Annotated in this window: 20 protein-coding genes and 1 pseudogene; 15 read left to right on the forward strand and 6 right to left on the reverse strand. The window is 70.1% G+C overall.

All coding sequences use genetic code 11. The features are described 5' to 3' along the window. Positions 1–36 precede the first annotated feature (36 nt). The 6 genes from MQP27_RS01320 (at position 37) to MQP27_RS01345 (ending at position 5967) form a co-directional block, all read left to right on the forward strand. On the forward strand, positions 37–1179 hold the full coding sequence (locus MQP27_RS01320) for a carbohydrate kinase family protein (RefSeq protein WP_242759485.1): 1143 nt from the start codon (positions 37–39) through the stop codon (positions 1177–1179). A gap of 184 nt (positions 1180–1363) precedes the next feature. Further along, positions 1364–3493, forward strand: coding sequence for a PhoH family protein (locus MQP27_RS01325; protein WP_242759488.1), 2130 nt, complete (start codon positions 1364–1366; stop codon positions 3491–3493). Between the two features lie 13 nt (positions 3494–3506). Continuing rightward, complete coding sequence (ybeY, locus tag MQP27_RS01330) at positions 3507–4004, forward strand: rRNA maturation RNase YbeY (RefSeq protein WP_242759497.1); 498 nt, start codon at positions 3507–3509, stop codon at positions 4002–4004. A 9-nt stretch (positions 4005–4013) separates the two neighbouring features. Next, entirely contained in the window at positions 4014–5321 is a 1308-nt protein-coding gene (locus tag MQP27_RS01335; RefSeq protein ID WP_242759507.1) for a hemolysin family protein, read from the forward strand. After that, the gene (locus MQP27_RS01340) at positions 5318–5611 is read left to right on the forward strand and encodes a hypothetical protein (protein ID WP_242759510.1); all 294 of its coding nucleotides are present in this window, start codon (positions 5318–5320) and stop codon (positions 5609–5611) included. Before MQP27_RS01335 ends, MQP27_RS01340 begins: the two co-directional genes overlap by 4 nt. Further along, positions 5608–5967: an MmcQ/YjbR family DNA-binding protein gene (locus tag MQP27_RS01345; protein WP_242759512.1), complete on the forward strand. Its 360-nt coding sequence runs from the start codon at positions 5608–5610 to the stop codon at positions 5965–5967. The genes MQP27_RS01340 and MQP27_RS01345 overlap by 4 nt, the downstream gene beginning before the upstream one ends. Positions 5968–6154: 187 nt before the next feature. On the opposite strand, the gene MQP27_RS50800 is transcribed toward MQP27_RS01345, so the two are convergent. Further along, positions 6155–6277 carry a hypothetical protein gene (locus MQP27_RS50800; RefSeq protein WP_278195544.1) on the reverse strand — a complete coding sequence of 41 codons (123 nt, stop codon included), beginning with the start codon at positions 6275–6277 and terminating at the stop codon, positions 6155–6157. Positions 6278–6646: 369 nt separating this feature from the next. Here MQP27_RS50800 and MQP27_RS01350 point away from each other — a divergent pair, with 369 nt between their 5' ends. The 6 genes from MQP27_RS01350 (at position 6647) to MQP27_RS01380 (ending at position 11897) form a co-directional block, all read left to right on the forward strand. Then, the gene (locus MQP27_RS01350; RefSeq protein ID WP_242759526.1) at positions 6647–7552 is read left to right on the forward strand and encodes a helix-turn-helix domain-containing protein; all 906 of its coding nucleotides are present in this window, start codon (positions 6647–6649) and stop codon (positions 7550–7552) included. A gap of 114 nt (positions 7553–7666) precedes the next feature. Beyond that, entirely contained in the window at positions 7667–7879 is a 213-nt protein-coding gene (locus MQP27_RS51325) for a DUF397 domain-containing protein (protein ID WP_242759527.1), read from the forward strand. 264 nt (positions 7880–8143) lie between these two features. Continuing rightward, the gene (locus MQP27_RS01365) at positions 8144–8497 is read left to right on the forward strand and encodes a cytidine deaminase-like protein (protein ID WP_242759529.1); all 354 of its coding nucleotides are present in this window, start codon (positions 8144–8146) and stop codon (positions 8495–8497) included. A gap of 372 nt (positions 8498–8869) precedes the next feature. Further along, a complete protein-coding gene (locus MQP27_RS01370; protein ID WP_242759533.1) occupies positions 8870–9346 on the forward strand; it encodes a hypothetical protein in 477 nt (158 codons plus the stop codon). Positions 9347–9502: 156 nt separating this feature from the next. Beyond that, positions 9503–10822: a beta-xylosidase gene (locus tag MQP27_RS01375; RefSeq protein ID WP_242759536.1), complete on the forward strand. Its 1320-nt coding sequence runs from the start codon at positions 9503–9505 to the stop codon at positions 10820–10822. A gap of 61 nt (positions 10823–10883) precedes the next feature. Beyond that, positions 10884–11897: a WxL protein peptidoglycan domain-containing protein gene (locus MQP27_RS01380; RefSeq protein WP_242759539.1), complete on the forward strand. Its 1014-nt coding sequence runs from the start codon at positions 10884–10886 to the stop codon at positions 11895–11897. Here the strand turns inward: MQP27_RS01380 and MQP27_RS01385 are convergent. Together MQP27_RS01385 and MQP27_RS01390 are read right to left on the reverse strand one after the other, a co-directional pair. Next, a complete protein-coding gene (locus MQP27_RS01385; protein WP_242759542.1) occupies positions 11791–12129 on the reverse strand; it encodes a P-II family nitrogen regulator in 339 nt (112 codons plus the stop codon). The genes MQP27_RS01380 and MQP27_RS01385 overlap by 107 nt on opposite strands. Further along, complete coding sequence (locus MQP27_RS01390) at positions 12126–13448, reverse strand: ammonium transporter (RefSeq protein WP_242759544.1); 1323 nt, start codon at positions 13446–13448, stop codon at positions 12126–12128. Before MQP27_RS01390 ends, MQP27_RS01385 begins: the two co-directional genes overlap by 4 nt. 149 nt (positions 13449–13597) lie before the next feature. On the opposite strand from MQP27_RS01390, the gene era reads away from it, so the two are divergent. After that, a complete protein-coding gene (gene era, locus MQP27_RS01395) occupies positions 13598–14551 on the forward strand; it encodes a GTPase Era (RefSeq protein ID WP_242759548.1) in 954 nt (317 codons plus the stop codon). 26 nt (positions 14552–14577) lie between these two features. Further along, a pseudogene (locus tag MQP27_RS51880) lies at positions 14578–14756 on the forward strand (KH domain-containing protein); the annotation flags it as partial. Here MQP27_RS51880 and MQP27_RS01400 read toward each other — a convergent pair. Continuing rightward, a complete protein-coding gene (locus tag MQP27_RS01400; protein WP_242759550.1) occupies positions 14736–15593 on the reverse strand; it encodes a helix-turn-helix transcriptional regulator in 858 nt (285 codons plus the stop codon). The pseudogene MQP27_RS51880 and the gene MQP27_RS01400 overlap by 21 nt on opposite strands. Before the next feature lie 119 nt (positions 15594–15712). Between MQP27_RS01400 and MQP27_RS01405 the strand changes: the two genes are divergently transcribed. Beyond that, positions 15713–16567 carry an NAD-dependent epimerase/dehydratase family protein gene (locus MQP27_RS01405; protein WP_242759553.1) on the forward strand — a complete coding sequence of 285 codons (855 nt, stop codon included), beginning with the start codon at positions 15713–15715 and terminating at the stop codon, positions 16565–16567. Here the strand turns inward: MQP27_RS01405 and MQP27_RS01410 are convergent. Next, positions 16564–17817, reverse strand: a complete 1254-nt coding sequence (locus tag MQP27_RS01410) for an MFS transporter (protein ID WP_242759556.1) — start codon at positions 17815–17817, stop codon at positions 16564–16566. The genes MQP27_RS01405 and MQP27_RS01410 overlap by 4 nt on opposite strands. Continuing rightward, a complete protein-coding gene (locus MQP27_RS01415) occupies positions 17814–19136 on the reverse strand; it encodes a GH1 family beta-glucosidase (RefSeq protein WP_242759559.1) in 1323 nt (440 codons plus the stop codon). Before MQP27_RS01415 ends, MQP27_RS01410 begins: the two co-directional genes overlap by 4 nt. Positions 19137–19158: the final 22 nt, after the last annotated feature.

Raw genomic sequence — 19158 nt, forward strand, 5'->3', positions numbered from 1 at the left:
ACACTGGCCTGATCCGCACCATCCAGGGAGTGCACCGTGATCCCGTCGAGCGCGTCCACCGGGAAGGGACCGTCGTCCGCCGCCGAGGGAGCGGCCTGCCAGGTCCAGGTCGACCCGCTCGCCGCCCTGCGCACACCGGACGATCCCCCCTGGGACGTGTACCTGACCGGCACGGTCTTCCTCGACATCATCTTCACCGGCCTCGACTCCGCCCCCGTGCGCGGCACCGAGTCCTGGGCGCGCGGGATGGGCTCCAGCCCCGGCGGCGTCGCCAACATGGCCACCGCACTGGCCCGGCTCGGCCTGAAGACGTCCCTCGCGGCGGCCTTCGGCGACGACCACTACGGCGAGTACTGCTGGGACGCCCTGGAGACCGGCGAGCACATCGACCTCGCCACCTCGCGCACCGTGCCCGGCTGGCACTCCCCGGTCACCGTCTCGATGGCGTACGAGGGCGAGCGCACGATGGTCTCCCACGGCCACGAGCCGCCCCCGGAGGAGCCCGCCCCCGACTGCCCGCCCCGCGCGCGTGCCGCCATCGCCTCCCTCACGCCTGGCAAGCGCGCCCCCTGGATCGCCCAGGCCGCGAGCAGGGGCACCCGCGTCTTCGCCGACGTCGGCTGGGACGACACCGGCGCCTGGGACCTGGCCGGCCTCGCCGACCTGGAGCACTGCGAGGCCTTCCTGCCGAACGCGGAGGAGGCGATGCGGTACACCGGCGCGAGCTCCCCGCGCGCCGCCGCCCACGCCCTCACCGAGCACGTACCGCTCGCCGTCGTCACCCTGGGTGCCGAGGGCGCGTACGCCGTGGACCGGCGCACCGGCGAGAGCGCCGAGGTCCCCGCCATCGAGGTGGCGGCCCTCGACCCGACCGGCGCCGGCGACGTCTTCGTGGCGGGCTTCGTCACCGGCACGCTCGCCGACTGGCCGCTGGCCGACCGGCTGGCCTTCGCGGGGCTGACGGCGGCGCTGTCGGTCCAGGAGTTCGGCGGCTCGCTGTCGGCGCCCGGCTGGTCGGAGATCGGGGCCTGGTGGCGCAAGGTGCAGTCGGTGGAGAGCCAGGAGCCGGCCGCGCTGCGGCGGTACGCGTTCCTGGACGACCTGGTCCCGGAGGAGACGGCGGCGAGACCGTGGCCGCTGCGGCGGGCGGTGCCGACGATCGGGTTCAGGTCCGCGTAGGCGCGTAGGCGCGTAGGCCGGAGTTCCCCGGGCCGCGACCGAGGCCGCAACCGGGACCGTGGCTGGGGCCGTGAAAAGTCCTACGGCGTTGTCAGTCCCCCGGCGTACCCTTGAAACCGCCAGGCGGCCCACCGGGGCAGCGTGCCGTTTTCAGGAGGACGAGCAAGGCCTACAGAGCCGGCCCATGACTCAGACACCCACAGCTCACACCCCCGCGCAGGGGCAGGCGAGAGCACAGTTCACGGTCCCTGCCCAGCACCCGATGGTCACCGTGCTGGGTTCCGGCGACTCCCTCCTGCGCGTGATCGAGAAGGCCTTCCCGGCGGCCGACATCCACGTCCGGGGCAATGAGATCAGCGCGGTCGGCGACGCCGCTGAAGTCGCCATCGTCCAGCGCCTGTTCGACGAGATGATGCTGGTGCTCCGCACCGGACAGCCGATGACGGAGGACGCAGTGGAACGCTCGATCGCGATGCTCAGAGCGAGTGAGAACGGGACGAACGACGGCCAGGAGACCCCGGCCGAGGTCCTCACCCAGAACATCCTCTCCTCGCGCGGTCGCACGATCCGCCCCAAGACCCTGAACCAGAAGCGGTACGTCGACGCGATCGACAAGCACACGATCGTCTTCGGCATCGGCCCCGCCGGTACCGGCAAGACCTACCTCGCCATGGCCAAGGCGGTGCAGGCCCTCCAGTCCAAGCAGGTCAACCGCATCATCCTGACCCGCCCCGCCGTGGAGGCGGGAGAGCGCCTCGGCTTCCTGCCGGGCACGCTCTACGAGAAGATCGACCCGTACCTGCGCCCGCTGTACGACGCGCTGCACGACATGCTGGACCCGGACTCGATCCCACGGCTGATGGCGGCGGGGACGATCGAGGTGGCGCCGCTGGCATATATGCGTGGCCGCAGCCAACCCGTGTTCACGAACGTCCTTACGCCGGACGGCTGGCGCCCCATCGGCGACCTTCAGGTCGGTGACCTGGTGATTGGCTCCAATGGCGAGCCGACCCCGGTCCTCGGCGTCTATCCGCAGGGCGAGCGGGACATCTACCGCGTCACGGCCCAGGACGGTTCCTGGACCCTGGCCTGCGGTGAGCACCTGTGGACGGTCCGGACCCGTGATGACGCGCGCCGTGACAAGCCGTGGCGGGTTCTGGAGACCCAGGAGATGATCGGCAACCTCCGGGCGGCGCACTATCGCCGGTACGAGCTGCCCATGCTCACCGCGCCCGTGGAGTTCCCCGAGCGTGAGGTTCCCATGGACCCGTACGCGCTGGGACTGCTGCTGGGCGATGGCTGCCTCACGGGTTCCACCACGCCGTCCTTCGCGACGGAGGATCGTGAGCTGGCGGAGGCCCTGGAGGCCGGACTGCCCGGCGTCACGGTCCGGCACAAGGGCGGGCCCGACTACGTCCTCAACCGGATCAAGTCCCCCGGCGATGTGGTCACGCTGGAGAATCCGGTCACGCGAGTCCTGCGTGAGCTGGATCTGCTGCGGACGCGCTCGCACACCAAGTTCGTCCCGGATGACTACCTGTACAACTCTGCCGAGGTGCGGCTGGCCGTTCTCCAGGGCCTGCTCGACTCCGACGGCGGACCGGTCACACAGAAGGACCGCACCTGCCGGGTTCAGTTCTCGACCGCGTCAATTCTCCTGCGGGACGACATCATCGCCCTGGTCCAGTCGCTCGGTGGCGTTGCCTACACTCGGCGCCGTCTCGCTCAGGACCGCAAGCAGGGGACCGCCCTTGCGGCTCACCGTCACGACAGCCACGTCGTCGACATCCGCCTCCCCGAAGGCATCGAGCCCTTCCGCCTCGCCCGCAAGCGCGACAAGTACCACGCGGCCGGAGGCGGCGGACGCCCGATGCGGTTCATCGACAGCATCGAGCCCGCGGGCAGGGAGGAGACCGTCTGTATCCAGGTGGCCGCCGAGGACTCCCTCTACGTCACCCAGGACTACCTGCTGACCCACAACACCCTCAATGACGCCTTCATCATCCTCGACGAGGCCCAGAACACCTCGCCCGAGCAGATGAAGATGTTCCTCACCCGGCTCGGCTTCGACTCGAAGATCGTGATCACGGGTGACGTGACGCAGGTCGACCTGCCGAACGGGACGAAGTCGGGGCTGCGGCAGGTCCAGGACATCCTGGAGGGGCTCGACGACGTGCACTTCTCCCGCCTGTCGTCGCAGGACGTCGTACGGCACAAGCTCGTCGGCCGTATCGTCGACGCGTACGAGAAGTACGACAGCAAGCACGGCACGGAGAACGGCACCCACAAGGGCGGCCGCAACAAGCGGAAGTAGACAAGCCAGCACCATGTCGATCGACGTCAACAACGAGTCCGGAACCGAGGTCGACGAGCAGGCGATCCTCGACATCGCCCGTTACGCGCTCGCGCGGATGCGCATCCACCCGCTCTCCGAGCTCTCGGTGATCGTCGTGGACGCCGACGCCATGGAGCAGCTGCACATCCAGTGGATGGACCTGCCGGGGCCGACGGACGTCATGTCCTTCCCGATGGACGAGCTGCGCCCGCCCGGCAAGGACGACGAGGAGCCGCCGCAGGGGCTGCTCGGGGACATCGTGCTGTGTCCCGAGGTCGCAAAGAAGCAGGGCGAGGAAGCCGAGACCCAGCACTCCATGGACGAGGAGCTCCAGCTGCTCACCGTCCACGGAGTGCTGCATCTCCTCGGGTACGACCACGAGGAGCCCGACGAGAAGGCCGAGATGTTCGGTCTGCAGGCGGCCATCGTGGACGGCTGGCGGGCCGAGAAGGGCCTGACCGGCCCGTCCCCGGCTCCCACCGTCTCGTAGAGCCGCCTCATGAGTCCTCAGATCGTCGCGGGCGCCATCGCCCTGGTCGTTGTGGCGTGGCTGGCCGCCTGCGCGGAGGCGGGTCTCGCCCGTGTCTCCAGCTTCCGCGCCGAGGAGGCGGTACGGTCCGGGCGGCGCGGCAGCGCGAAGCTGGCGCAGGTCGCCGCCGACCCCACCCGCTACCTCAACGTCGCCCTGCTGGTCCGCGTCGCCTGCGAGATGGCGGCCGCGGCGATGGTGACGTACGCCTGTCTCCAGCAGTTCTCCGGCACCACCCGTGCCCTGCTCGCGGCGATCGGCGTGATGGTGCTCGTCTCGTACGTCGCCGTCGGTGTCTCGCCGCGCACCATCGGCCGGCAGCATCCGCTGAACACCGCGACGGCGGCGGCGTACGTGCTGCTGCCGCTGGCCCGGATCATGGGCCCGATCCCGAACCTGCTGATCCTGATCGGTAACGCGCTGACCCCCGGCAAGGGCTTCCGCCGCGGCCCGTTCGCCTCCGAGGCGGAGCTGCGGGCGCTGGTGGACCTCGCCGAGAAGGAGTCGCTGATCGAGGACGAGGAGCGCCGGATGGTGCACTCGGTCTTCGAGCTGGGCGACACCCTCGTACGGGAGGTCATGGTTCCGCGCACCGACCTGATCGTCATCGAGCGCTACAAGACCATCCGCCAGGCCCTCACCCTCGCGCTCCGCTCGGGCTTCTCGCGCATCCCGGTCACCGGGGAGAGCGAGGACGACATCGTCGGGATCGTGTACCTCAAGGACCTGGCCCGCAAGACGCACATCAGCCGCGACGCCGAGTCCGAGCTGGTCTCGACGGCCATGCGGCCTGCCGCGTTCGTGCCCGACACGAAGAACGCCGGTGACCTGCTGCGCGAGATGCAGCAGGAGCGCAACCACGTCGCCGTGGTCATCGACGAGTACGGCGGCACGGCCGGGATCGTCACCATCGAGGACATCCTGGAGGAGATCGTCGGCGAGATCACCGACGAGTACGACCGTGAACTCCCGCCGGTGGAGGACCTCGGCGACGACCGCTACCGCGTCACGGCCCGCCTCGACATCACGGACCTGGGCGAGCTGTACGGCCTCGACGAGTACGACGACGAGGACGTGGAGACGGTCGGCGGCCTCCTCGCGAAGGCCCTGGGCCGGGTCCCCATCGCCGAGGCGTCGAGCGTCGTGGAACTCCCCGACGGCCGCGAGCTCCGCCTGACCGCGGAGGCCGGCTCCGGCCGCCGCAACAAGATCGTCACGGTCCTGGTCGAGCCCCTGGGCCCGACGGATCCGCCCGCGGAGGAGGCGAAAGAGGAGTGACGGAGTCCGGCGGGGGTCCGGTGGCCCGGATGCGGGTGAGCAACCGGGGCACGGACATGCTGGAACTGATCCTGGAGCCGTACGGCAGCGACCACTGGCTGCGCCCCGGAGAGACGTTCGTGGTCGTGACGTACGGCTTCGGCGAGGACGACGAACCCTTCGAGGTCGAGCACGAACCCGCGGTGGTGACCGTGCACGTCGGCGGACACGGGTATGTGACCGACCTCCTCGGTGACGAGGTCGACTGCGCGCACGGCCGCCCGGAGACCGGTGAGGAGACCCCCGTATGACCCCTGAGGAGCTGCGCGGATTCTGTCTGTCCTTCAATGCCGTCGTGGAGGACTTTCCGTTCAACCCGGAGACGTCCGTCTTCAAGGTGCTGGGCAAGCTGTTCGCTCTGTCGAATCTCGGGGCGCGGCCTCTGACCGTCAACCTCAAGTGCGATCCCGAGGACGCGGTCCGGCTGCGGGCCGATCACCCGGGCCTGATCGTTCCCGGGTATCACATGAACAAGCGGCACTGGAACACCGTCACCGTCGACGGCGGGCTGTCCGACCGGCTGGTGCGCGAGCTCATCGAGGACTCGTACGACCTCGTGGTGGCGGGGCTGCCGCGCGCGGAGCGGCTGCGGCTCGACCGGAAGTGAATCCGTGCATCGACGGAAGTGATGCCGAGACCTCGCCAGGCGCGAAGGATCGCGGCAGAATAGAGAGTTCAGCGGGTCCTTAACAGGCCCACTCCTTGTACGCGGTCCAAGCACACTCGGAGTGGAGCCTGCTTCTACTGGCGCTCGCTCATCCGGCCCCGGCTTCTTTCAGCCGGGGTCGCTTGCGTCACACGTGGCGGAGCACCTCTTCGGCGATCTTGTAGATCAGCACGATGAGGGTGATCCACGGGACGACGTTCGTCACCCGTTCGGTCCACGTGCTACGGCGCCCCTCCGGCTCTGTGGCCATGGGGCCTGTCCTCCTTCCAGTGGTCCCACACCTTGTGGACACCGCGGCGGTCCACATGTGTGACCGAACCTCCTTCGGGCGAACCGGAGTTGAGGTGCCGTCAAGTCGACAACGTACCTCCGAACCAGCGTAGCTGGCTCGCAGTCGGGTGAATAGCCCTAACGGCTGCATCCGCTAAGTGTGTTCTCAGATAGGTTGGCAGCCAGTTGCGACATAGCACTTCGACTGCTCGCACGTGCCGCTGCACGTGCAGGGCCTGGGAGGTCTGTGTCGCTCCCGGTGAAAAGTTCCCTAGGGAGAGGTGTCGATGAGTAGCACGTCAATCTGCTATGTTGCAAACCGAGTGGTCCCATTGGGGGTAGACCAATCATGAGTGCGCCTGGTGCGCCGAGCGCGGCCCTGCAGCGGCTGCGACTCCGTACGGAACTCCGCAAGGCCAGGATCAAGGCCGGTCTGACGCAGCGCGAGGTTGCGCAGAAGATGGAGTGGAGCCCCTCCAAGTTGATCCGCATTGAGGCCGGCGAGGTCGGCATCTCGGTGAACGATCTCCGGCCGCTGCTGACGACTTACGACATCACGGACCGACGGAAGATCGAGACACTGCTCGATCTGGCCCGGGGCAGCCGGAAGATGCCGTTCACCGAATTCCGTGACATCTACTCCAAGGAGTTCCTCCAGTATCTGGCGCTGGAGTCGTCGGCCTCGATCATCCGTAACTTCAACCCCCTGGTCGTTCCTGGGCTGTTGCAGACCGAGGAGTACGCGCGCGCCGTGATGAGCTCCTACAGCCAGGGCATGTCCGAAGAACTGATGGACCGGTACATCGAAGGCCGGCTCGCCCGCCAGGACCTGCTTCAGGGGGACGAGGGCTCCCAACTGTTCTTCGTCATCGACGAGTCGGTGGTCCGCAGGCAGGTCGGCGGCCGTGGTGTGATGCGCACCCAGCTGGAGAGGCTGGCGGAACTCGCGGCCGGTCCGCGGGTCAGCATCCAGATCCTCCCGTTCAGCGTCGGCGCGCACCCGGGCATGCAGGGTCCCTTCACGCTCTTCGAGTTCGAGGCCGAGGAGATGCCGGACTCGATCTATCTGGAGAACCCCCGCGGCGACTCGTACCTGAGCAACTCCCCGGAGGAGACCGGGCGTTACTTGGAGAGTTTCTGGGAGCTGGAGGACGCGGCCGTCAAGGATGACGTGGACACTCTGCTGCTCCGCCTCGCCGGCCGGCTGGGGGAGGGGCGAGATGACCTGGTGAGTCTGCTCGCGGAAACGGAGTAGTGCATACCTTTTCATTCGCGGAACTTGGCGGGAAACTTCTCAGTCATATCCGTATCGCGCGCGGCTATTCTGGAAGAGGTGCTACGTGTCCACACCCAGGTTGGAGGGGACGGCGTGGGTGGCTCATGGTCGTGGCGCAAGGGGAGCACGAGCACTGGAGGCGACAAGGACTGCGTGGAAGTCGCCTGGACCGGCCGTACCGTGCTGGTTCGCGACTCCAAGAACCGGCCGGGTCCGGTGGTAGCGTTCACACCGGCCGCCTGGGAGGGATTTCTCGGCACGGTCTCGGACCTCCCGCCCTCCGGGAGGACGACGACAGACCTGTGAAGCGATGGCCCGCCCCGTGGGGCGGGCCATCTCAGTGTCGTCGCGCGGCCCCGACTCGGTCGTGCGGGTGCTACGGATGGGTGACGCCGAGCGGCGGCACCTGTACCGGCCGGGCTGAACCCGCCCGCGCCCGAGGTCGCGCCGGGCAGACGGGGCATGGGCGAGGGGCTGCGGTCGAGGCGGCCGAGCTGGAGTGGCTCGCTTCCCCGGAGGCGATGTACCCCGTGGCCGGATAGCGGTCCCACCGGTACGTATGCTCGGCTCATGACCGACAGCAGCGCGCTCGACCCCGAGGACCGCAAGATCGTCACCCTGGCCCGTTCCGCGCGGGCCCGCAACGGTGTGCCCGAGGGGGCGGCCGTACGGGACGAGACGGGACGTACGTATGTCGCCGGGAGCGTCGAGCTGCCGTCACTGAAGCTGAGCGCGCTGCGCACGGCGGTCGCGATGGCGGTGGCGTCCGGCGCGAAGTCGCTGGAGGCGGCGGCCGTGGTGACCGAGGCGGAATCGGTCACGGAGGAGGACCGCGCGGCCGTCCGGGACCTGGGCGGCGCGGGGACTCCCGTGCTGCTGGCGGGGGTCGACGGCAATGTACGTACCACCGTGACCGCAGGCTGATACCCCCGGTGCATCATTCCGGGGGCTGTGACATCAGCGGCTTCGCCGCGGGCCCCCGGACCCCCAGCAGAAAGGCAGGTCGGCCGGGGGCCCGGCGTCGGGACTCCGGCGCTCGTGACAGGGGTTCGACGCAGCGCGCACAGATCGCCACGCCCCAGGGCTGATACCCCCGGTAACACTTGGCCGGAATTCCGGCTTGCAGTTCCTCTTCCCTCGCGTATCAATGGGAACGTTGGTTCCGACGGGCCGTCAGATTTCGAGCCGCGCAGTGCGACCGCACCCGCCTGCCGTGGGCGTTCCGTCGGGGCGCACCTCCAGCCACCCCCCATTTCCCCCCAGAAATTCCCGTTGCGGGAAGGGAGCTGAACCCCCATGAGACGCAAGCGCATCGGTATGGGTGCGGCACTGGCGGTCGGGGCCCTCGCGGTCACCGGACTCGCCTTCGCGCCGACGGCCGCGGCCGTCACTCCGGACACGGCGACGATCAACGCCGACTGCGGCAGCTTCGGCAGCGGTGAGGCCACACTCACGGCCACCCAGGACGGCACGGCGGCCACCATCACCGTCACCTCGGCCGTCACCGCGCCGATCGCCCTGTCGGAGGACTCGATCTCCTCCACCCTCACCCTCGTCAACAACACCACCGGCGGGACCAGTGTCTTCACCGGCACGGAGAACCCGGCCATCGCGGCCGGCGACCCCGTCACCGTCGGTCCCCTCGACGGCACCGTCGCCTCCGGCGACAGCCTGGAGGCGTACGGCGGCTCGCTGCAGCTGACCGTCTTCGGGATCACCGTCACCTGCACCGCGACCGCGGCGCAGTCCCCGGGCCCGTTCGTCTTCGACTGAGCCGCTCCCGGTTCGTTCACAGCAAACGGACCGTCAGTTCCTGGGCCCCATACAGGAACTGACGGTCCATCAGTTCATTTCGCCCTCTCCATTGACTTCTCACGCGATCCACACATCAATGCCCCCAGTGAGGCGCAGAAGAGAGGGGGCACACCCATGGGAACGCAGAACCGAAGACGCCGCTGGGCGTCCGTGCTCGGGGCGACCGCGCTCGCGGTCACCGCGGGCGGTGCGCTGGCCTGCCCGGCCGGCGCCGCCACGGACGTGGACTTCGCCACGCACTGCATCCCGCCCGCGGTCGCCGGCATCCCGCCGATCGACGGCACCACGACCGCCAACATCGCGGTGAGCGACACCACCCCGGACGTCGGCGACACCGTCACCGTGACCTACACGGTGGTCAAGCCCGCCGCCAGCAACCCCACCGCGATCGCCCTGCCGGCCGACATCATGACGCCGACCGGAAAGGTCACCCTCGGCGGGGCGCAGACCGGTGACATCACGGTCGCGGGACCGAAGAAGAACGACCCGGTGCCGGGCAACGGCGCCTTCCCGTCGTTCTCCATGACCGGCACCTTCAAGGTCACCACCGCCGGGTCGATCACGCTCTCGCCCGGCGACTACAACATCCACACCAGCTACATCCTGGAGCTGGACACCCCGTGCACGGTGACCAACCCGCCCGCGCCGGTCTCCGAGACCCTCACGGCGACGGACACCAGCACACCGGTCAACAACCGTGCCATCACGCTCGACAAGGCCTCCGGCAACCCCGGTGACAGCGTCACCGTCAGCGGCACCGGGTTCACGGCGGGCGCGACGGTGACCCTGGCCGGCCGGTCCGGCGGCAGCCAGACCGGGGACACCGCGACCACCACCGCGGGCGCCGACGGCAAGATCAGCGCTCCCCTCGTCGTCAACGACAAGACGACGACCGGGATCGTGGCGTACGAGGGCGGCGCGTGGACCGAGGCCCTCGGTTCCCCGGTCGCCGCGTACACGGTCATCGACAACACGCCCGTTCCGGACGGCAGTCAGAAGATCACGACGACCGTGAACGCCGGCACGCTGTCCATGTCCCAGGCCGGGGACTCCGTCGCGCTGTCGGCGGTGAACTTCGGAACGGGCGGGGCCTCGACCGGCGCGCTGAAGACGGTCACCGTCAAGGACTTCCGCGGCGGGCCGGCCGGCTGGTCGCTGACCGGGAAGGTCACCGACTTCACCGCGCCCGGCGCCAAGATCGATGCCGAGAAGCTGAGTTGGACCCCCGCCTGCGCCACCAAGGCGGGCAGCCCGAGCACCTGCCAGGCCGGTTCGCCGGGTGTGGTGGGCAAGGCGGGCGCGACACTGGCGTCGACCCCCAACGGCACGCTCACCGGCGGTGAGTTCACGGCGGACGCGGGGCTCTCCCTCGACGTACCGGCGTTCACACCTCCGGGTTCGTACTCCGGGGTCCTCACCCTCACGCTCAGCTGACCGGCCGCACGGGCGTCCGCACCCGCCCGTCCACCTCATCCACACGTGGGGGTCCGCACCCATGCGCAAGCTGTACGTCCTCCTCCTGGGCCTGGTCCTGGCCGCGCTGCCGGCCGCGCCCGCGCACGCCGCCGACAACGGCAGCTGGTCCGTCTACCCGGCCGCGTCGAAGCTCGGCGCACGGCCGTACTTCTATCTCTCCGCCGATCCCGGCACGACGATCTCCGACAAGGTGGTCGTCGCCAACAAGACCGGCAAGCCGCTGACCTTCCGGATGTACGCCGCCGACGCCTACAACACCGCGCGGGACGGCGGGTTCGCCGTGAAGACGGTCAAGGAGAAGCAGCGGGGCGTGGGCGCCTGGGCGAAGCCCGCGAAGTCCCGGATCACCGTCCCGGCGCACGGCAAGGTCACCGTCCCCTTCACGCTCACCGTGCCCGAGGGCGCCGAACCCGGCGACCACCCAGGCGCGTTGGTCGCCCTCGACGAACAGGTCGACCGGGGCGACGGCTCACTCGCGCTCGGCGTCCAGCGGGCGGTCGCCGCCCGCGTCTATCTGCGCGTCGGCGGCCCGACCCTGTCCGCGATCGCGGTCGAGCACGTCCACGTCGTCCACCACCAGCCCCTCGTCCCCGGCCTCGGCGACAGCACGGCGACGATCTCCTACACCCTGCACAACACCGGCAACGTCACCCTGAACCCCAAGGTGGAGCTGCGCGCGAGCGGACTGTTCGGCCGAACGCTGCTCTCCCGCGACCTCACCCGCATCCCCGCCGAGCTGCTGCCCGGCCAGCGCGTCCAGCTCACCGAACCGTGGCGCGGCGCGCCCCAACTCGACTGGGGAGACGTCACGTTGACCGCGAGCGCCAAGGACACCGAGGAATCGGCGAGCGCGTCCTTCTTCGCCCTGCCCTGGCTGGTCGCGGTGATCCTGCTGGTGGTGGCCGTGGTGGGGACGGTCCTGCTGCTCAGAGCGCGTCGGGCCCGCGCTCTCCCGTCCGTACCCGTACGACCGTCTCGACCGGCAGCGCCCACACCTTCCCGTCCCCGATCTTCCCCGTCTGTGCGGCCTTGACGATCGCGTCGATCACGGCGTCGCAGTCGGCGTCGTCGACGACGACCTCGATACGGACCTTGGGCACGAGGTCGACCTGGTACTCGGCGCCCCGGTACACCTCGGTGTGGCCGCGCTGACGGCCGTAACCGCTGGCCTCGCTCACGGTCAGACCGTTGATGCCCATCTCCTGGAGGGCGGTCTTCACCTCGTCGAGGCGGTAGGGCTTGACGATCGCGGTGATGAGCTTCATGCCTGGGACTTGACCTTCTGGGCGGAGGGGACGACGGAGGAGCTGACCGGGGCGCCGTGGCCCAGGACGCCGTGATCGTATGCGGTCTCGGCGTGCACCGTAAGGTCCAGGCCGGTGTGCTCCTGCTCCTCGCTCGCCCTAAAGCCCATCGCCCGGTCGATCACCTTGCCGATCCCGTACGTGACCACGAAGGCGTACGCCGCCACCGCGACCACGGCCACCAGCTGCTTGCCGAGCTGCGCGAGCCCGCCGCCGTACAGCAGGCCCTGCGTGCCACCCGTCATCGCCTTCTCGGCGAAGACGCCGATCAGCAGGGTGCCGATGACGCCGCCGACCAGGTGGACGCCGACGACGTCGAGCGAGTCGTCGTAATTCAGCTTGAACTTCCAGCCCACGGCGTACGAGCAGACGACGCCGGCGGCGAGGCCGACGACCAGGGCGCCGAGGAGCGAGACCGAGCCGCAGGACGGGGTGATGGCGACCAGGCCGGCGACCGCGCCGGAAGCCGCGCCAAGAGTCGTCGGGTGGCCGTCGCGCTTCTGCTCGACGAAGAGCCAGCCGAGCAGGCCGGTGCAGCCGGCGGCGAGGGTGTTGAGGAAGACGGCGGCGGCGAGGCCGTTGGCGCCGAGGGCGGAGCCGGCGTTGAAGCCGAACCAGCCGAACCAGAGGAGACCGGCGCCCAGCATCACCATCGGCAGGTTGTGCGGGCGCATCGCGTCCTTCTTGAACCCGAGCCGCGGGCCGAGGACCAGGCAGAGGGCGAGGCCGGAGGCGCCGGAGGTGATCTCGACCGGCAGACCGCCCGCGAAGTCCAGGGCGCCGAGGTGGTCCAGGATCCAGCCGCCCGGGCCCCAGACCCAGTGGGCGACGGGAACGTATACGAGCAGCGCCCACACCGGCACGAAGACCAGCCAGGCGCCGAACTTCACGCGGTCCGCGACCGCGCCGCTGACGAGCGCGGCCGTGATGATCGCGAAGGTGAGCTGGAAGGTGGCGAACAGGAGGGTGGGGACCGTGCCCTGCACGCTGTCCGGGCCGAGGCCGGCCATCCCGGCGTGCTTCAGGCCGCCGAGCAGCCCGGCGCCGATGTCGTCCCCGAACGCGAGCGAATAGCCCGCGGCCAGCCACACCACCGTGACCAGCGCGATCGACACGAAGCTCATCATCAGCATGTTGAGGACGCTCTTCGTGCGGACCATGCCGCCGTAGAAGAGGGCGAGGCCCGGGGTCATCAGCAGGACGAGGGCGGTGGCGGCGAGCAGCCAGGCGGTGTCGCCGGTGTCGATGCGCGCGGCAGCCTGTGCGGCGGCGAGGGACATGCGGGTCTCCAACGGGTGGGGGCTCGTCAGAGGGTCACCGCTGTGTATTTCTGCTTGGGTACGTATATGTTTCCGTGATGTTTCGTTGCGTGTGGGTTACCGGAACCTCACGGTGCGGCGGGGCTTCTTGGATCAGGGAGAATGGCCGCATGAGCGTTCGCAGTCAGTCATCCGAGCCGTCGGCGGCGGCCCCACACCGCGCGGGCTTCGCCTGTTTCGTCGGGCGTCCCAACGCGGGCAAGTCCACCCTCACGAACGCTCTGGTCGGGCAGAAGGTGGCGATCACCGCGAACCAGCCGCAGACCACGCGGCACACGGTGCGGGGGATCGTGCACCGGGAGGACGCCCAGCTGATCCTGGTCGACACGCCTGGGCTGCACAAGCCGCGCACGCTGCTGGGTGAGCGCCTGAACGACGTGGTCCGCACGACGTGGGCCGAGGTCGACGTGATCGGCTTCTGCCTCCCCGCCAACGAGAAGATCGGCCCCGGCGACCGCTTCATCGCCAAGGAGCTGGCGGGCATCCGCAAGACCCCCAAGATCGCCATCGTCACCAAGACGGACCTGGTCGACTCCAAGACCCTGGCCGAGCAGCTCATCGCCATCGACCAGCTGGGCAAGGAGCTCGGCTTCGAGTGGGCCGAGATCGTGCCGGTGTCGGCGGTCGGCGACAAGCAGGTGAGCCTCCTCGCGGACCTCCTGGTCCCGCTCCTCCCGGAGGGCCCGGCGCTCTACCCCGAGGGCGACCTCACCGACGAGCCCGAGCAGGTCATGATCGCCGAGCTGATCCGGGAGGCGGCCCTGGAGGGCGTCCGCGACGAGCTCCCGCACTCCATCGCGGTCGTGGTCGAGGAGATGCTCCCGCGCGAGGACCGCCCCGCCGACAAGCCCCTCCTCGACATCCACGCCAACCTCTTCATCGAACGCCCCAGCCAGAAGGGCATCATCATCGGCCCGAAGGGCGAACGCCTGAAGAAGGTCGGCATCAAGAGCCGCAAGCAGATCGAGGCACTGCTTGGTACGCCGGTCTTCCTGGACCTGCACGTCAAGGTCGCGAAGGACTGGCAGCGGGATCCGAAGCAGTTGCGGCGGCTGGGGTTCTGAGCAGGGGCGGGTGGGGGTACGGCGGTGGCCGTCGTGGCGAACGCCTGAAGAAGGTGGGCATCAAGAGCCGCAAGCAGATCGAGGCGCTGGTGGGTACGTCGGCCGCGCGGCGGTAGCCGCAAATTGATACAGCCTGGATCTGCACGTCAAGGTCGCCAAGGACTGGCAGCGGGATCCCAAGCAGCTACGTCGGCTGGGGTTCTGACGGGGTCAGGTTCTGGAGGCCTATCACGCGGAGGAGTTGCAGGCGTTCGTGGGAGGGCGTGCCTGGGCGGGCCGTGTGGATGACCAGCATGTGGTGGGTGTCCTGGGTGGCGAGGATCTCGCAGTCCAGTTCCAGGAGGCCGACCAGCGGGTGCCGGAAGCGTTTCGTGGACTGGCGGCGCACCGCCACCTCGTGCTCGTCCCAGAGCGCCGCGAACTCCTCGCTGCCGGAACGCAGTTCGGCCACCAGCGCCGCCGGTTCAGGGTCGTCGGGGCGGGCCGCCGCCACCGCCCGCAGGTTGGCGACGTGGGCGCGCGCGTGCTCGGGGACGTCCTCCGGCGGGAAGAGCCCGCGCGAGGACGGGTCCAGGAAGAAGCGGCGGAGCATGTTGCGGTCACCGGGCGAGCGGGCGAACACGTCCCCGGACAGCGCCCGCGACATCGCGTTCTGCGCCAGCACCTCCCCGCAGTCGCTCGTCACCAGCGCCGGGGTGTCGTACAGCCGGTCGAGGACCAGCAGCAGCCCGGGGTTGACGTGTGAGGACGCCCCGCCCCTGCGCGGCGGCTCCTCGCCCGCCAGATGGAACAGGTGGTCCCGCTCGTCGTCCGTCAGGCGCAGGGCGCGGGCCAGTGCCGTGAGCATCTGGCGCGACGGCCGCGGACCCCGGGACTGTTCGAGGCGCGTGTAGTAGTCCACCGACATCCCCGCCAGCTGGGCCACCTCCTCGCGCCGCAGCCCCGGCGTACGGCGCCGCGCGCCGGCCGTGAGGCCCACGTCGGACGGGTCGAGGCGGGCACGGCCACGGCGCAGGAAGTCGGCGAGTTCGGCTCGGTTCACCCCTCCACCCTGCGCGAAGCCGCCCGGCTTATCCAGGGACTGCCGATCCCCGGATCGAGGGGTCTCTCCCGGTACCGGGATCCCCGCTGAATGCTGGTCCGTGACGAGAGGAGCAGGACATGCTGACTTTGGTGACCGGTACGACGGGACAGGTCGGACGCCGATTCGTGCCGAGGCTGATCGCCCAGAGCCGGGGCGACGAACGCGTGCGGGTGCTGGTGCGGGACGCGGCCCGCGGGGAGCGGTTCGCGGAGCTGGGCGCGGAGGTCGTCGTCGGTGATCTGCGGGACGCGGAGGCGCTCGGCAAGGCGGTCGCGGGCGTGGACGCCGTCGTGAACGTCGCCGCCGCCTTCCGCGGCGTGCCGGACGAGGAGGCGCGGGCCGTCAACCGCGACGCGGCGGTCGAGCTGGGGCGGGCCGCGCAGGCGGCCGGCGTGCGGCGGTTCGTGCAGGTCAGTACGGGGCTGGTGTACGGCACGGGGCGGGGGCGGCCGGTGACGGAGGAGGACGAGAGCCGGCCCGGCGGGTCGATGTGGGGCGCGTATCCCGAGTCGAAGGCGCAGGCCGAACGGGAGCTGCTGGCGCTCGACGGCATGGACGTACGGGTCGCCCGGCTGCCGTTCGTGTACGGCGAGGGCGACCCGCACCTCGCGCAGTCCCTGATGTGGGCCGGCAACTGGGCGGCGACCCAGCGGCTGCACATGGGCCACCACGCGGACGTCGCCCAGGGCCTGCTGCGGATCCTGCACGCACCGGGCATCGCCGGCCGGATCTACAACATCGCGGACGACGCGCCCGTGACGGCGGTCGAGCTGCACCAGCTGAACGGCGTGGAGGTCCCGGCCGAGCTCCAGGACCGGACCGACCCCGACCCGTGGCTGGTGATCATGTCGACGGAGCGGATCCGGAGGGAGCTGGGGTACCGGCCCATCCATCCGTCGGTGTACGCGGCCCGGGACGCCGGAGCGCTCTAGTCCACGCCCCTGATCCGGTCGACGAACACCGCCCCCGCCAACCCGATCACCGCCGCCACGGCGTACAGCACCCGGTAGCCGCCCAGGTACGTCACGATCGGGGCGGCGAGGGCGGGGGCCGCGACCTGGGGGAGGGCGTTGGCGACGTTGATGACGCCGAGGTCCTTGCCGCGGTCCAGGGCCGTCGGGAGCACGTCCGTCATCAGCGCGAAGTCGACCGAGGTGAACACCCCGAAGCCGATGCCGAGCACCGCCGCCGCGACGACGGCGCCGGGCCACGTCTGCCAGGCGGCCAGCGCCGCCGTCGCCACCGCCATCAGCACCCCGGACCAGACCACGAAGGGTTTGCGCCGTCCGACCCGGTCGGACCAGACACCGCCCACCACGACCGTGGCGAGCAGTGTCAGCCCGTTCACGGCGGTGAGGATCAGCACCCCCTGGTCGGGGTCGTGGTAGTGCAGGCGGTCGCGGAGGTAGTAGAGGAGGTAGAGGAGGACCAGGGCGTTGCTGAGGTTGATGAGGAAGCGGGTCAGCCAGGCCCAGCCCAGATCGGGATAGCGCTTCGGACTGAGCCAGAACCCGGCGAGGAAGCCGCGCCAGGACCAGGGCGGCCGGTCCGCCGCGGCCAGCCGCAGATCGGGATGGCGCAGCACGTACGGCAGCACGCCCACCACCGTGAACACCGCGCACGCCGCATACCCGGCCCCGATCCCACCCGCCGCCGTCGCGAGTCCGGTCCCGCCGACCACGCCCAGGATCTGCGCCGCCCCCAACCAGCCGCCCACCGAGCCGCGTTGGAGCCGCGGCACCCGGTCCGGCACGGCCGCGGTGACCGCCGCGAAGGCCGCGTTCAGGGTGAGCTGGACCAGACACCAGCCCAGCGTCATCGTCCACAGCCCGCCCGCGCCCGCGAGCAGCAGCAACGACAGCGCCCCGCCCGCCGCCCCGGCCACGATCCACGGTGTACGGCGGCCCCAGGGTGCGGTCGTCCGGTCCGACAGCGCGCCGAAGAGCGGGTTGGCGAGCAGCGAGACCAGTGCGCCGATGCCCGTCACCCAGGCCAGCATCGTCTCCTTGGACATGCCGGAGCCGGGCGCGAAGTCCTTCGCCTGCGACGCCAGCAGAATCTGCAGGGGGCCGAACCAGCCCACCCAGATGGCCCCGTTGGCGAGCGACAGGGACGCCGTCCAGCCGCGCCCGACCCGATCGACCGGCTCGGCGAGAGCCTCCGACGGCCGGGTGGCCGTCATCTCTGTGTCCTGAGCACGTCCCGGAACCAGTCGTACGAGGCCTTCGGGGTGCGCTTCTGGGTCTCGTAGTCGACGTGGACCAGGCCGAAGCGGCGCTCGTACCCCTCCGCCCACTCGAAGTTGTCCAGCAGCGACCACACGAAGTACCCGCGCACGTCCACGCCCGCCTCGACGGCGTCGTGCAGGGCGCGGATGTGGCCGTCCAGGTAGGCGATGCGGTCCTGGTCGTCGATCCCTTCGTACGAGCAGCCGTTCTCGGTGATGACAACGGGCGGGAGGCGGTCGCCGTAGCGGTCGCGGAAGGTGGTGAGGAGTTCCGTCAGGCCCGCCGGGACCACCGGCCAGCCGAAGTCCGTGACCGGGACGCCCTCGATCTGCCGTACCGAGAAGGGGAGTTCGGCCGGGATGGTCAGGCCGCCGAACTCGATGTCCTCGCCCTGCGGAGCGCCCACCCGGGTCGGCGCGTAGTAGTTGACGCCGTACCAGTCGACGGGTTCGGAGATGACCTTGAGGTCGGCCTCGACATCCCCGGGCATCAACTCCCCCAGACCCTCGGGGTACTGGCCGAGCAGCAGCGGGTCGGCGAACAGGCGGTTGAGCAGCAGGTCGTAGAAGCCGGCCGCCTCCACGTCCGCCGTCTCCTCGGAGGCCGGCCAGGTCGGGCCGTGCGAGTTGGCGATCCCGATGTCGTTCGCACCGGCCGCGCGCAGCGCCCGTACCGCGAGACCGTGTGCGAGGAGCTGGTGGTGGGCGACGGGCAGCGCGTCGAAGAGCAGCTGCTTGCCGGGGGCGTGGGCGCCCAGCGCATGGCCCAACAGGGTGTGTTCCGCGGGCTCGTTGAGGGTGATCCACTTCTTCACCCGGTCGCCGAGGCGTTCGGCGACGACGGAGACGTACTCGGCGAACCGGGCGGCGGTGTCCCGCTCCAGCCAGTCCAGCGTGACCGGCAGGTCCCAGTGGAAGAGGGTCGGGACCGGCCGTACGCCCGCCGTGAGCAGTTCGTCCACGAGGCGGTCGTAGAAGTCGAGGCCCTTGGGGGAGTTCACCCGCGGCCAGGAGATCGAGAAGCGGTACGCGTCCACGCCCAGGCCGGCCAGGAGGGCCACGTCCTCGGCGTAGCGGTGGTAGTGGTCGCAGGCCACCGCCGCGGTGGAGCCGTCCTTCACCCGTCCCGGCTCGGCCGTGAAGGCGTCCCAGACGGACTGCTCGCGCTCGTCCGCCGCGCCCTCGATCTGGTGGGCCGAGGTCGAGACGCCCCACAGGAAGCCGGCCGGGAACTGCGGAATCGGGTTCGCCGCCTTGAGCGGATCGATCGTCATGCGCGGATCATCCTTACCCACC

It is taken from the genome of Streptomyces cylindrosporus (genome assembly GCF_022698165.1).
Classification (GTDB): domain Bacteria; phylum Actinomycetota; class Actinomycetes; order Streptomycetales; family Streptomycetaceae; genus Streptomyces; species Streptomyces cylindrosporus.

Excerpts from the sequence above, each read along its gene's own strand:
- MQP27_RS01325 (WP_242759488.1), top strand. The coding sequence starts at position 1,364 with ATGACTCAGACACCCACAGCTCACACCCCCGCGCAGGGGCAGGCGAGA.
- ybeY (WP_242759497.1), top strand. The coding sequence starts at position 3,507 with ATGTCGATCGACGTCAACAACGAGTCCGGAACCGAGGTCGACGAGCAG.
- MQP27_RS01335 (WP_242759507.1), top strand. The coding sequence starts at position 4,014 with ATGAGTCCTCAGATCGTCGCGGGCGCCATCGCCCTGGTCGTTGTGGCG.
- MQP27_RS01345 (WP_242759512.1), top strand. The coding sequence starts at position 5,608 with ATGACCCCTGAGGAGCTGCGCGGATTCTGTCTGTCCTTCAATGCCGTC.
- MQP27_RS50800 (WP_278195544.1), bottom strand. The coding sequence starts at position 6,277 with ATGGCCACAGAGCCGGAGGGGCGCCGTAGCACGTGGACCGAACGGGTG.
- MQP27_RS01350 (WP_242759526.1), top strand. The coding sequence starts at position 6,647 with ATGAGTGCGCCTGGTGCGCCGAGCGCGGCCCTGCAGCGGCTGCGACTC.
- MQP27_RS01365 (WP_242759529.1), top strand. The coding sequence starts at position 8,144 with ATGACCGACAGCAGCGCGCTCGACCCCGAGGACCGCAAGATCGTCACC.
- MQP27_RS01370 (WP_242759533.1), top strand. The coding sequence starts at position 8,870 with ATGAGACGCAAGCGCATCGGTATGGGTGCGGCACTGGCGGTCGGGGCC.
- MQP27_RS01375 (WP_242759536.1), top strand. The coding sequence starts at position 9,503 with ATGGGAACGCAGAACCGAAGACGCCGCTGGGCGTCCGTGCTCGGGGCG.
- MQP27_RS01380 (WP_242759539.1), top strand. The coding sequence starts at position 10,884 with ATGCGCAAGCTGTACGTCCTCCTCCTGGGCCTGGTCCTGGCCGCGCTG.
- MQP27_RS01385 (WP_242759542.1), bottom strand. The coding sequence starts at position 12,129 with ATGAAGCTCATCACCGCGATCGTCAAGCCCTACCGCCTCGACGAGGTG.
- MQP27_RS01390 (WP_242759544.1), bottom strand. The coding sequence starts at position 13,448 with ATGTCCCTCGCCGCCGCACAGGCTGCCGCGCGCATCGACACCGGCGAC.
- era (WP_242759548.1), top strand. The coding sequence starts at position 13,598 with ATGAGCGTTCGCAGTCAGTCATCCGAGCCGTCGGCGGCGGCCCCACAC.
- MQP27_RS01405 (WP_242759553.1), top strand. The coding sequence starts at position 15,713 with ATGCTGACTTTGGTGACCGGTACGACGGGACAGGTCGGACGCCGATTC.
- MQP27_RS01410 (WP_242759556.1), bottom strand. The coding sequence starts at position 17,817 with ATGACGGCCACCCGGCCGTCGGAGGCTCTCGCCGAGCCGGTCGATCGG.
- MQP27_RS01415 (WP_242759559.1), bottom strand. The coding sequence starts at position 19,136 with ATGACGATCGATCCGCTCAAGGCGGCGAACCCGATTCCGCAGTTCCCG.